This is a genomic window from Enterococcus malodoratus ATCC 43197, from assembly GCF_000407185.1.
GTDB lineage: Bacteria > Bacillota > Bacilli > Lactobacillales > Enterococcaceae > Enterococcus_A > Enterococcus_A malodoratus.
In genome coordinates this window covers 1628567-1641631 of sequence record NZ_KE136481.1, presented here as the reverse complement: position 1 = coordinate 1641631, position 13065 = coordinate 1628567, and the positions used below count along the sequence as shown (strand labels likewise).

At 37.5% G+C, this 13065-nt stretch carries 14 protein-coding genes; 11 read left to right on the top strand and 3 right to left on the bottom strand.

What is annotated here, in order from left to right:
• Position 1: 1 nt before the first annotated feature.
• The 9 genes from I585_RS08010 to I585_RS07970 all read left to right on the top strand — a co-directional run bounded on the left by I585_RS08010 (position 2) and on the right by I585_RS07970 (position 7520).
• Positions 2–484, top strand: a complete 483-nt coding sequence (locus I585_RS08010; protein WP_028020534.1) for a hypothetical protein — start codon at positions 2–4, stop codon at positions 482–484.
• Between the two features lie 193 nt (positions 485–677).
• Positions 678–1301 (top strand): hypothetical protein, encoded by a 624-nt coding sequence (locus I585_RS08005; protein ID WP_227131755.1) that lies wholly within the window; start codon positions 678–680, stop codon positions 1299–1301.
• A 218-nt stretch (positions 1302–1519) separates the two neighbouring features.
• Positions 1520–2050 carry a hypothetical protein gene (locus I585_RS08000; protein WP_010742886.1) on the top strand — a complete coding sequence of 177 codons (531 nt, stop codon included), beginning with the start codon at positions 1520–1522 and terminating at the stop codon, positions 2048–2050.
• 327 nt (positions 2051–2377) lie between these two features.
• Entirely contained in the window at positions 2378–3043 is a 666-nt protein-coding gene (locus I585_RS07995) for an amino acid ABC transporter permease (protein WP_010742887.1), read from the top strand.
• 11 nt (positions 3044–3054) lie between these two features.
• Positions 3055–3786, top strand: a complete 732-nt coding sequence (locus I585_RS07990) for an amino acid ABC transporter ATP-binding protein (protein WP_010742888.1) — start codon at positions 3055–3057, stop codon at positions 3784–3786.
• 13 nt (positions 3787–3799) lie between these two features.
• A complete protein-coding gene (locus I585_RS07985; protein WP_010742889.1) occupies positions 3800–4645 on the top strand; it encodes a transporter substrate-binding domain-containing protein in 846 nt (281 codons plus the stop codon).
• Between the two features lie 56 nt (positions 4646–4701).
• The gene (locus tag I585_RS07980; protein WP_010742890.1) at positions 4702–5058 is read left to right on the top strand and encodes a hypothetical protein; all 357 of its coding nucleotides are present in this window, start codon (positions 4702–4704) and stop codon (positions 5056–5058) included.
• A gap of 752 nt (positions 5059–5810) precedes the next feature.
• Entirely contained in the window at positions 5811–7163 is a 1353-nt protein-coding gene (brnQ, locus tag I585_RS07975) for a branched-chain amino acid transport system II carrier protein (RefSeq protein WP_010742891.1), read from the top strand.
• Positions 7164–7247: 84 nt separating this feature from the next.
• Positions 7248–7520, top strand: a complete 273-nt coding sequence (locus tag I585_RS07970) for a hypothetical protein (protein ID WP_010742892.1) — start codon at positions 7248–7250, stop codon at positions 7518–7520.
• A 1046-nt stretch (positions 7521–8566) separates the two neighbouring features.
• Here the strand turns inward: I585_RS07970 and I585_RS22875 are convergent.
• The 3 genes from I585_RS22875 to I585_RS23185 are packed head-to-tail and all read right to left on the bottom strand — an operon-like array spanning position 8567 to position 9834.
• Positions 8567–9211 (bottom strand): DUF2922 domain-containing protein, encoded by a 645-nt coding sequence (locus tag I585_RS22875; protein WP_010742894.1) that lies wholly within the window; start codon positions 9209–9211, stop codon positions 8567–8569.
• Between the two features lie 44 nt (positions 9212–9255).
• A complete protein-coding gene (locus I585_RS07955) occupies positions 9256–9639 on the bottom strand; it encodes a hypothetical protein (protein WP_010742895.1) in 384 nt (127 codons plus the stop codon).
• Between the two features lie 21 nt (positions 9640–9660).
• Entirely contained in the window at positions 9661–9834 is a 174-nt protein-coding gene (locus tag I585_RS23185) for a hypothetical protein (protein WP_155856985.1), read from the bottom strand.
• 381 nt (positions 9835–10215) lie between these two features.
• Here I585_RS23185 and I585_RS23835 point away from each other — a divergent pair, with 381 nt between their 5' ends.
• Together I585_RS23835 and I585_RS07945 are read left to right on the top strand one after the other, a co-directional pair.
• Entirely contained in the window at positions 10216–10344 is a 129-nt protein-coding gene (locus I585_RS23835) for a hypothetical protein (protein ID WP_010742896.1), read from the top strand.
• Positions 10345–10505: 161 nt separating this feature from the next.
• Positions 10506–13058 carry an HAD-IC family P-type ATPase gene (locus I585_RS07945; RefSeq protein WP_010742897.1) on the top strand — a complete coding sequence of 851 codons (2553 nt, stop codon included), beginning with the start codon at positions 10506–10508 and terminating at the stop codon, positions 13056–13058.
• Positions 13059–13065: the final 7 nt, after the last annotated feature.

The following is a 13065-nucleotide window of genomic DNA, read 5'->3' as shown; positions in this document are numbered from 1 at the left end:
ATTGTTAAGGTTCACAATAAAAACAGAATCAATTGAAATTGTAAGGGATACAGCTATTGAGCGAAGGAATTTATCTAAAGCTCAGCGAGTAGATATTGTTTTAAGAAGTGATGATTTGATTGGCAAAATTCGCAATCAAGCGAAAGAAAATCAAGGTACACGCAATGATTTAACTTCTAGGTCCTTGGACCCAAAAGTTAAACAATATAGCACTAGAAAAAAATTAGCTGATATTGCAGGGATAAGTGAGTCCACTATGAAACGAGTTATGAGAGCTAAAAAAGAAGATGAAGAACTTTATAAGAAAGTCGTATCTGGAGAGGTTAGTCCAAAAAAGTCCCAAAAAATTTGCGGTCAGCATCTGCAGGTCCGCACGATAAAAGTGGCCTGTAAACAAAAGTTTAGACGACATTGCTTTCTCCGTCGGGATCTGTTGAGCCCATCGGAGAAAGCAATAGAAATACGACCAGTTAGTTGCCTATAAATCGCAGGTTAGAGACATGCCCCAGCTTATAGATCAAATTGAATCGGCTGATTTAGAGGGATGGCGCACATCGCTGTAAGAGAATAACTAGCAAAAAAGTACGATAAGTATTGGTTTCTCTAATGATTTAGGCAAATTCTGCATCTATGGTAGCAAGTGCAACAATGAGATTGGTAAAAAAGTGGTGAATATTATGTCGAATGTTCGAACAGCAGAAAACTATTTTAGCATTGGTATCAAGCAGTTTAAAGAATTACTGAAGATCGATAAAACGGTGAGATTTCCATACACTTTTACTAGGAGCCGAACGCGTGGCGGAGAGAAAGAAATACTCCATCAAGAAGAAGTCGAAGTAATACTTAACGGGGAAACGAACTACATGTTTTTAGGCGGCCGTAGAATTCTTATAGAGACGACTCCTTGCAACTATGGTAATAAGCGCTACTGGTTTGGTTGTCCGATTTGTGAAGGGCGAACCACTAAGTTATTTCTTCATGGTGGAGCTTATGCAATTTGGAAATGCCGAAAATGTGCAAATTTGGTTTATCGTAGCCAGCAAGAAACAAAAGGCGATTTTTGGACGTGGTATGACAAAGCTCAAGCGATCGCTCGGGAATTGGATTCGGATTATTGGGAGGATGGATTTTCTTATTTGTGTTCATCTCCGCATATCTTATTCCCTAATAAGCCTAAGAATATGCATTGGAGTGTCTATGAAAAGAAGCGAAAGAAATTTTTAGAGTACGTAGCCCGAGGAAATAAAATCAATGCGGCGCAACTTGGGGCGATAGTCAATAAACATCGAATAAAGGAGTAGATGAAAATGGATAAAGTATACATCGATAATACCCAGTATAAAGAAGCGATAGAATTCCAAGTTATGGTAAAGTGAAACTGATCGTAAAAAAGGTTGCAACGGAGCACACAAAAAAAGTGTACAGGATTACTGGTGCAATAAGTATTAGTCCGTGTAACGCAGAACGCAACGTGCAGTTTTCCTCTAGGGATTTAGGCAGAAAATCGGAGTGAGTAGAAATGAATGAACGAACTATCACGCAATACCCAAAATTGAATATAAAAGAAGCCACTAAAGTAGGGGAACTGCTAGAATCCGACGTGTTCCTTTTCGGAAAAATGTTCACTATCGAATATGTGGCAAGCAATCTAGGCATAGGTGTTGTTCCGTTCTTTGTCTGTCCGGAGTGTCAGCAGCGGCGTAGAGACTTATACAAGGTGCGTAAAGAATGGAAGTGCTGTAAATGCCACGATCTAGTTTATCGGAGTCAGCAACGTTCTAAAAACGATGGGTGGTATTGGTTCAATCGTGCCATTGATCAAGCAAGAAAGATCGATGAAGATTTCCGATTTAACAGTTTCAGCGAGCTATTAAACCATCCGCTCATGTTCCCGATGTTCAAGCCTAAGTATATGAAGCAGTCAGAATACGACAATATCCGATTTTGGTATGACATGTACATGTTTCGTAGTATGAAAATTATGGCGGAAGATATGCGCAAAGGATTGGCAAGGATGAGGAGAGGAATTGGTATACAAGATAAGGACTAAAGGGATTAGATTTACAGTAATTTAACTGTTTGTTGATATTCAAATTTTAATGGTGTTGTAATCGTTTTATCTAAAAGGTATAATTCCGTTGGTATGATCTTTTTGGTATGGGCGTTTGGAGGCGAGACTATGAACAAATTTCTGACATGATGTTGAGTAAAATCTATTCTTAGAGTTGCTAAGACCAAGTTTCGTTGTTTTATGAAACCAATAGTGAAGTATCTCACTATTAGACTAGTGAGAAAAGACGAGAGAGTACCATTAGTAAACTACCTTTTTAGACATACTGTGCGTTCAAACTACTAAATAAAAAGTATGGTAAATAATATGCAAAATATTGATTGGACATTTTTTTTGAAAACAATCCCGATAGCTTTTTCGGGTATTTATGTAACACTTTATGTATCAATAGTAGCTTTTTTGATAACGGTTGTTTTTTCAACTATTATATCTTTGATTCGTTTTTTCGATGTACCTATACTGAGCAAAATCTTAGGTGTTTTTATTTCATTTTTCAGAGCTACTCCTTTTATTGCGCAACTTTTCTTTTTATATTTTGGGTTGAGACAAATAATACCAATCTTTCAAGGACTATCGCCAACTTGGGTTTTGATAATGGCATTGATGTTAAATACCACAGCTTTTATGGCTGAGAATTTTCGAGCTGCTATTGAGGCGGTAGATATAGGACAATTTGAGGCCTCATTTGCTATGGGATTGACATATTTACAAACAATGAGAAGAATAATTTTGCCTCAGGCTTTTAAAATAGCTTTACCATCTATTGGGAATAACTTTGTGATGCTTTTTAAAGGAGCTTCTATGGGATTTACAATCGGTGTGATAGATATTTTATCCAAAGCGAAAGTTGAAGCTTCATTAACGGGAAATTGGTTTGAGGCCTATTTAGTAGCTATGCTAATCTACTGGGGAATCATATTAATTTTTGAGCAAATTCAAAAATTAATAGAGCGAAAGTTATCGAAAAGTTAAGGAGCACAACTATGATTGAATTAAGAAACCTTAGCAAAAAATTTGGCGAAAGAACTATTCTAAAGAATTTATCTATGAGAATTAATGAGGGTGAAACGATTTCTATTATAGGCCCCTCTGGTGCAGGTAAATCAACTTTTTTAAGGTGTATAAACCTGCTAGAGACACCCGATAGCCTTGAAATGGATATTGACAATTTATCAGTATCAGTTCCAGGCATCTCTAAGAAACAAACTTTAATGGTTCGCAGAAAAACTTCTATGGTTTTTCAACAATATAATCTATTCAAAAATAAGACAGCTATTGAAAATGTCATGGAGCCTTTAATTACTGTAAAAAATCTACAAAAAGAAGTTGCATATGATATTTCTTTGAAGGCATTAAAAAGCGTGGGAATGCAAGAGAAAATTAATTCGTTTCCGAAGCAGTTGTCCGGGGGACAACAACAAAGAGTTGGAATAGCTCGAGCAGCAGCAATTGAACCTAAAATAATGCTGTTTGATGAACCTACATCCTCGCTAGATCCGGAATCAATTCAAGGAATATTAGAGCTGATTAAAGAACAGCGCGACAAAGGGTATACAATGTTGATTGTAACGCATGAAATGAATTTCGCGAGACAGGTATCTGATAGAATATTTGTGATGGAAAATGGTTCGTTTATTGAATCTGGTAGCCCTGAAGAAATATTTAATAGATCAGATAATCCACGTATTAAAGAATTTTTAAAACAAGCAGATTAATGGGGGATTTAGAATGAAAAATTATAAAAAAATAGTAACTACAATTATCGTAGCTTTTACAATAGTATTTGTATTATCAGGTTGCCAAAAAAAAGATTCGAAGGAGTCTGATTCAACTGAAAAAAAGGATCCGCAAACAATTAAAGTCGCTATAAACAATAACGTTCCTCCATTTTCATATATGAAAAATGATAAAGTTGTTGGAGCAGAAGTAGATATTTGGAATTACATTGGAAAGAAACTAGATAAGAATATTGAATTTGATCCCGCTGGATTTGATGTATTGTTTGGTAAAATCGATAATAAGGAAGTAGATTTTTTATCTAGCTACTTGGCTATTAATCCAACAAGAAAGGAAAAGTATAATTTTACTGAACCTTATGCTCATGGTTTTATGAAATTACTTGTTTTGAATAAGACTAAAGATATTTCTGGTTTAGAAGATTGTGGTGGAAAAAAAGTTGCGGTTACTGCCACAAGTAACGCTAGGGAGTTCTTAGAACGGTACATTGAGGAAAAGAAAATTAACATCGAACCAGTCATTTTTGAAGATAAAGACACCGCCGCTGCAGCACTAAATAATGGTGACGTAGTTGGGTTCTTTGAAGGAGCAGGAACCAATATAGCATTGATTCAAAATAAAGTAGTGGATGGAAAATTTGTAGGCAAATCTGAAGATATCACTGATACAGCATTCTTATATAGAAAAGGTGACAAGGAGATGGATAAATTAGGAAAAGAAGTTTCTGATGTTATTATTGAAATGAAAAAAAATGGTGAATTGAGTAAAATTTATGAAAAGTGGGTAGGTGTAGATATTACTGATCCTTCAGCAGATATGAGTTATATTTCTAAATAAATTGCATTGGCGGCCAGAGATTTGGCTGCCTTTTTTTATGAGAGGGAGTGATCGTAATGCAACCAAGAGAGAAAAGAAGACGAGTTGATTGTATGCTGCTTGCTTTAAGCACAAATGAGTACCGTCTGAACCGTTCTGCTGGGAAAATAGCACTAACGATCCCGAAGAAACGAGGCGCGCCGTACGGCAATAAGAACGCCATAGGGAACAAAGGTGGCGGAGCACCCATAGGAAATATAAACACAGAAAAGCATGGATTTTATACCAATTTTGGTTATCGATTCCAAATGATGAAAATAGAAGAATCGCTTATGGAAAGTGGCCAGTATAATGTTGAACTTGTTCGGGATATTGCGGAGAAAGTAAAAAGCGGTGAGGTTCGAATAAAGTTTGATTTTAGCCCAGGGGGATAATTCCCGGGGCGTGAATTATGATAAACGGACGTATTTAGTCATGTAAGCTAAAGCGTACAAATTATTTAGTTTTCTTTAGTTGTGTGGGCTGTTTAAATTGGCGCACAAGCTTATGTATCAGCCGCCCTGAGTGATTTATAGCTTCGCAGACTAAAAGTAGTTGTTTTAAAACGACATCAGATTCGCTGTGATTCAAAACCGTAACAGATTTTTTGTTGTCACACAGAGTGATATCAGTTCGTTATGAATTAGAGCCAGATCGAATAGATAGCTACTGTAGTTCTAAAGTCACGTAACGCTACTTTAGAATATCCGTCAAAAGGGTGTCAAAATAACTCGTAGTCGATCCGAACGGCCACTATTTTTGGTTATATCTCAGAAGGATAAAAATGTAAAACAGATGGGGCTAAATCATTTTTTCCTGATCAATCAAATTGCCCCTAGAAGTGCGTAAAAAAGAACCTACTGTTTCCGCAGCAGACTCAAAGAATATAGTCGTTGAAAAGGTAGTTTATCATTTGGTTATATGGCTAGCAATACAAAAATACCCCCGAACTGCTGGGTTCGAAGGTAAGAAAGGAATTTCTAAGACAAGGTTAACATCATCCAGATACGCTTGCAACATAAAATAGAAAATACTCTGACAATTCAAACGGTATTTGGTGGTATTTAATAAAACTTTTGTCAGTATTGATATACTTGTGTACAATTAGTTGGCATCATTATTCTTGTTCATAGTAAGGAGCTGCTATATGGGGAAAAAACTTTCAATAAAACAGTACATCTATATAGGATCAATGCTTTTTGGTCTTTTCTTTGGTGCGGGGAACTTGATTTTCCCTGTAAACATGGGGCAATTAGCAGGAAGTAATATAGTTTTAGCTAATCTAGGATTCTTGGTTACAGGCATTGGATTGCCATTTTTAGGTATAATAGCGATTGGTGTTTCTCAAAGTAAAGGTGTTTACGATTTAGCGTCAAAGATTGGCAGAAAATATGCCTTTATTTTTACTTTCCTAATTTACTTGGTAATAGGCCCATTTTTTGCCCTGCCACGCTTGGCGACAACTTCTTTTGAGATTGGGATCGCGCCTTTTGTTTCAGGGAAGCATCTAGTTTTTGCTTTAGCAATGTTCAGTGTGTTGTTTTTTGCAACGACATGGTTATTTTCGCGCAAACCTACAAAAATTTTAGATTATGTGGGGAAATTTTTAAATCCAATTTTCTTAATTTTATTAGGAGGGCTACTTTTTTTAGGATTTACGCAACCACTAGGGTCAATTCGAGCAGCACCAGTTCAACCGGTTTATCAAAACGCAACTTTTTTAAAAGGATTTACGGAAGGTTATAATACTTTAGACGCTTTGGCATCTTTAGCTTTCGGGATCATTATTGTTACTACGATTCGTTCTATGGGAGTAACAAAACCTAATCAAATCGCTAGAGATACGATTAAGTCCGGGGCTATTAGTATTGTTTTGATGGGTATTATTTACACCTTGTTGTCCTATTTGGGAGCAATGAGTTTAGGCAAATTCGCCATTAGTGAAAACGGGGGAGTTGCATTGGCACAAATTGCGAATTATTATCTCGGGACTACAGGAAGCATATTACTCGCAGTGATTGTTATTTTAGCCTGTCTAAAAACCTCTATTGGCTTAGTAACAGCCTTTTCTGAAGCTTTTGTTGAGCTATTCCCTAAGCGTAGCTACCGTTTCTTTATCATTCTTTCTAGTGTGCTACCGTGTCTTTTTGCGAACATTGGTTTGACCAAAATAATTGAAATATCTTTGCCAGTACTGATGTTCATTTATCCTTTGGCCATGACATTGATTTTATTGGCAATTATGAGTCCATTATTTAAACACAGAAAGCTTGTTTATCAAACAACCACGTCATTTACAGTTATTGCAGCTCTTTTTGATGCTTTAGCAGCAAGCCCATCATCACTTTTAACTATTCCTGCGATAGAGTCATGGCTAAGTTTTGTTGGTCAATACCTCCCATTTTTTAATATAGGTATGGGCTGGGTATTGCCAGCTTTAATCGGATTCTTGATAGGATTAATATATTCACGATTTAAGGAAAGAAGCCTAGTTAGCTAAAATTATTATCAAGTCCATCATTTGGATTGGCTTTTTTGGTATACTAGTTTATGCTTGTAAAATGGATGACTAGGGGAGAATAACATGCGAGGAAAGCTTTCAAAAGACCAGCGAGTTTATCAATATGAGTCGCCTTTTTTAATGCAAGGAGAAAACGGTTTGACTTTAAGTAAATTGAGGTCAATTTTTATAAGAAGTTTTTTGAATAACCCACAAGCAAAGTATGTTTCAGAAAATTACGCACTTGAAAAAGAACAGCGTCAAATCCGTGTTTGGCGAAAAGATGGAAAGGTTCTTTCGGAAGATGAGATACTTAAATTAGACATTGTTGTTCCTCAAATCTTTGAGATGTACTAAACGATCAAATGATCTACTACTAGACAGGATTATTAATAGAGTATGAGGAGTTAACGCGATGAATTCATTAATAAATAAATTTAGGCAGAAATATAAGGACAGTTACTTATTAAGAACTGTTTTACTCGTAACTTTAGTTGCAATATTTGTGTCGGGATATGATGCATTATTCAAAAATTTTAGCTTTAGCACTTTACGAGTATATGTTGTATTTGTCGCTATATTCATTTTCTTCTATGTAATGACAATACGGTATAGAATCCGGTTGTTTTACCAATAGATTGAGGGATTTGCTCTTATTTTGATGTATTTTATAGGATCAGGTTATCTTAATAAAAGTACCGTCGACTGGACAAGTTATGTGATTTATATTTTAACAAGTTTAGCACTTTCCTTTTTGCTGATGTTGATACCCTTGGCAATAAAACAAGACAACAAATAATGATAGGTATGATAAATAAAAAATATCTTGGCGTTGGTGGTCTGTGAAAAGGTCTGTGAGTGTAAGTGAAACTATGTATAGCGCCCCACGCTAGATGAGAAATTTTTGACTAAGAAAAAGTAATAATTGAATCAATTTGACCCAGAATTGACCCAGATTGATTTTAAAATCTGTGAACGATAGTAAAAGCGTAATCAGCTAAATTTGTTGATTTAACAGCAAATTGTTACTCGTACAAATTTCAATAAAAGGACTTTGCTTGCTGACCAAGCTAAAGATTCATTAGCTAAATAATGAATGTTCAACCTCACTTATTTAAGTGGGGTTTTTTGTTTACCTTAATTGATCGCTAATCACGCAATATAAAATCGACCTATGACATAAAATTGAGTATTCACGTGGATCATGCCCGCTTAACTAATGGTTGACGAGGATGGTGATCAATCCCGTGAAGAACGACGCGAGAACTTAGCGAATAAACTTACTCAAAGTCGTGTCACCTCCCATCCGGATTAGGAGGAATAACGACTAGATCAGGCTTTTCTACGCATATTTAGCTTGAGAAAGGTGGAATTTAGTTGTTTTTAGATTTATCGGACATCATTCAAGAAGGATCTTCTTTATTTTTTCCTCTCTTGCCCCAGAATCGGGCGAATCTTTGCCTAAGACTATCGCCGTTCTTTTCAAGCGATTGATTCGGCGGCTGTAGAATTTTGTCAGAGGTCATATCATTCACCTTTACTGCACTATTTATTGATTTCGAATCATTACTTGTTGTTTGCGGCAAGCGAGTTGGAATACTAGAAACCTTTAATGTCGGCAGTGAGACAGCAGGGAAACTTGCAGAACTATTTTTACACGTCAATGTAGTTAATTCATCGATTTTGGGTGTGCTTTTTGTTAATAAATCGGGATCAACTTTCGCATTTATCGATAATGCTTTTTTTTCTGTGGTCACTGTCTCAATTTTTATGGGCAAATCATCGCGCTGTTGTTTTTTCTCTATTTTAGGATCGTTTTTTACATCGAAAATTTCAGTCTCCTTAGTCGTCACGATCTTCGCGGTGACAATAGAATCAAATAGTTTTACGCCATCTTGTTCAAAAATATCTAAGTTCGTCAGTAATTCGCAAGCATCTTTGATTACAGGAGTCGGCAGATCGGCGTTCACGTCTTTATATGTCCAATTGTGTTCTTTTCCAAGACCATTTGTAAATGTCGCAACTAAATCGTGTTTGTCATTTATCATTTAGATTGTCCTCTCTTTAAGATTTTCTGGATAGGTAGGTTATTTCAAGGTTCGTTGGTTTCATCAGGACGGGCAAATGACAGTAAGGAGCGGAAGAGTGTCATAGCTTTCTGACCAAAATTTCTTACAGGAAAAACCTTCGCGGTTAATGCGCGCCACTCAGGTGCCATGAAGTAATCTTTGAAGTAATAGAAAAAACGTTTCATGGTACGAGTAGTCTTCGTATTCATAAAAATCTTTCGGACAAGATCCTTCAGAAAGTGGGCAAACTCCTCCGCACCAAGCTGGTGCCTTACTCGTAGTGCTAGGATATATTTGATGGTTAGGCTGCTGTTTTGTGTTTCGTAATAATAGTTGGTAATTCTTTTTTCCAGTGTTTTTGATTTCAAATTGAAAAGTTGTCGATGAGACAATGTTTGTTCATTCATGAGATTCTTATCCTCCTTTTTTTAGTGAGAGGAGGCGATAAGATTGTCGCCATCCTCAATTACTTCCGTTAAAAATGTTTTTTGTTGTTTCGATATCCTTAGTGATGATGATTTTGTTGAAGAGTTTCTCATCGTCTTTTCAAATGGATGTAACAAAGCGAATCTTTCCAAGCTGCCTAGGATTTCTTCTTTCACCGTGATCGCTGTACTCCATATTTTTATTCCGGCCGGTGATTAAAAGATACTCGATTTTTTGAAAAAATACGAATCGCAATTTAACCGCTACTCCCCCCAAATTGACACGTTTTGGGGTGAAAAAGCCTGTTTTTGCGTTAAAATAGGTCAATTTTGGGGGTGTAAGTGTCAAATTGCGATTTGAAGATTATTTTGAATTGGTTTATAATAAAAGTTTTGCTGTCCTTCTCTTAACTACTAAGTGAAGGTAAGTTAAGTAATTGGATGTAAAATATATTGTAGTAAGCATATTAGAAGATACATCTACCTACTTGTGCTAGGATTAATTCATAGAGTAGTCGGAACAAGATTCTTTAGAAAAAAGCATGGGAGGTAGTCAGTATGAAATCATTTGTTAAGTTCGTAGTTGCTAGTACATTGATTGTCGGTGGCGTTTTAGTGGCAGGTACAATTTTGACGACTAAGAAGATCGATGAGTATGGCGATGATCTGCAAAACTTTTTACACTAGTCTTTCTATTATTGAATAGCCGCACTTCATTTAATGGGAGTGGGGCTATTTTTTGAATTTTGAAACACAATTATTTCAGTCCTCCATGAAATTATCGACCTTAAAAAATGTTATTTATCCGTATACTTAAGGTATCAAATAAATGATATGGAGGAACACATATGAAATGGTATAAATTATCAACCGAAGATATTTTACATAAAGTAGCATCACAAACTACTGGTTTAACAAAAGAACAACGTAGCGCTCGTCTAAAAAATAATGGGCCGAACAAAATGGAAGAGAAGGAGCAAGTTAAATTATGGCGTAAAATCGCCAAGCATTTTACTGATTTATTGATGGTTGTTTTGATCGTTGCGGCTGTGCTGAAATTTGCGACAGGCGAGGCGGTTGAAGGCGGAATTATTTTCTTAGTCGTGATCGTCAATGGTTTTGTTGGCTATTGGCAGGAGCGCAAGGCGGAAGAATCGTTAGATGGATTGAAGCAGATGATGGGCCAGGAAGCGACGGTGCTAAATGAAGGGCAGCCGCTTAAACTGGATTCAGAAGAGCTGGTTCAAGGGGATGTCGTGATCTTGAAAGCTGGCGATGTTATCCCTGCGGATCTGCGGTTGATTGAGGTTCATGATTTGACGGTGGAGGAATCGATCTTAACCGGTGAATCTGAGGCGGTCGAAAAGACAGTTGAGGTGATTTCGCAAGAAGCGATGGCCGGCGATCAGCTAAATATGGCTTTTTCGGGAACACTTGTACAAACAGGTTCCGCCCGCGGGCTAGTGGTGGAAACAGGCGATGCGACAGAAATCGGAAAGATCAATCACGCCTTGCAGTCGATCCAAACACAAACGACACCGCTAGTTAAAAAAATGCACCAATTAAATAAACAGATTTTTAGAGGAATTTTGGCTCTGATTGTGTTCTTACTATTCTTTACCAGCTTCAGATACGGGATGGACTGGAGCTTGATGTTCTCAGCGAGTATCGCGTTGATCGTTGCCATGATTCCAGAAGGACTTCCGGCTGTTTTGACGATGATCCTTTCGATGGGTGTCAAAGAAATGGCTGATGAAAATGCAATCATCAAAGGGATGCCGGCAGTAGAGACATTGGGCTCAATGACTGTAATCTGCTCGGATAAAACAGGAACCCTTACGAAAAATGAGATGACTGTACAGGAAGTCGTGACGGAAGAACTGCCGCTAGTAAAAGAGATCATGAATAATTGTCAGGAATTAAAGACGAAAGATGATCAGAAAATTGAAGAGATCCATGGCAACCCAACAGAACTTGCTTTATTGAATTATGTAGCGGAAGAAGAGCAGCAGTTGAAACCTGTGTTAGCAAAGATTCCTTTCAGCTCTAGTTACAAATATATGGCGACGATGCATGCGGAGGGTGAGGACCAAATCATTTTTGTTAAAGGTGCTCCTGAAGTGTTATTAGAAAAGGCTGATGCAACGAATGAAGAGAAGGCAAGATGGGAGCAACGCGGCTTAGAACTAGCTAGTAAAGGTCAGCGTGTGCTAGGATTCGGTTACAAAAAAGTTTCCGCAACAGAGTTAACCCATGAGTTATTATCGGGACTGACATTTGCCGGTTTGGCCGGAATCATCGATCCGCCAAAAGAGAGTGCTGTTCGAGCAGTTGAACAGGCGCAGCAAGCGGGGATCTCAGTGAAGATGATCACTGGCGATCATAAAGCAACGGCCCAAGCAATCAGTAAGCAAATTGGGTTGAAGCACACATCTAAAATTTTAGAGGGTGCCGATATTGACAGCATGTCTGATGAGGAATTGGTTGAAGTGGTTGGAAAAGTAGATGTATATGCTCGGACGACGCCGGATCATAAGCTGCGAATCGTAACGGCGCTTCAGAAAAAAGAAGAAATTGTAGGAATGACTGGTGACGGAGTGAACGATGCTCCTGCCTTAAAACAAGCGGACATTGGTATTGCAATGGGAATCAAAGGCAGCGAGGTTAGTAAGCAAGCAGCGGATATGGTATTAGCCGACGATAATTTTTATACGATCGTAAAAGCTGTTAAGGAAGGCCGCAGAATCTTTGATAATCTGCAAAAGACAATCAACTTCTTCTTGCCAACAGCGTTAGCACAAGGACTGATTGTAATCCTAGCTTTACTGATGAATCGGCCATTGCCATTGACTCCGATTCAAATCTTGTGGGTCAACATGGTAACGACAATCACGCTATCTTATGCTTTAGGTTTTGAAAAGGCAAATCGTGATACGATGAAGCGCCCACCAAGAGACACGAAAATGGGTATTTTATTAGGCTATAGTTTCTTTAGAATCCTGTATGTTTCCTTACTGATCATGATCCCGGCTTACTTCTTGTCCATGCATTTTGAAGGGACTGCTCTGCAACAAACGATTCTTTTACAGAGTATTGTTTTAGGGCAGGCGGTTTACATGATCAATTGTCGAGAGATGTTCGATCCAGCGATCAACCGTCGTTTCTTCGAAAATAAATTCTTGTTCATCTCATTAGGAATCCTCTTCGTTCTTCAAATGGGTGTAGTCTTCTTACCACTAGGACAACAGCTGATCGGAACAACGGCGCTTAGTTTGGCACAACAATTGGTCATCTTAGGCAATGCACTGCTGCTGTTTCTAGTCGTTGAAATCGAGAAGAGAGTCAGCAAAGGTATTTTCAAAAGAAAAGAAAAAGCGGTCAGCCACTATCAGAATGACTAACCGTTTT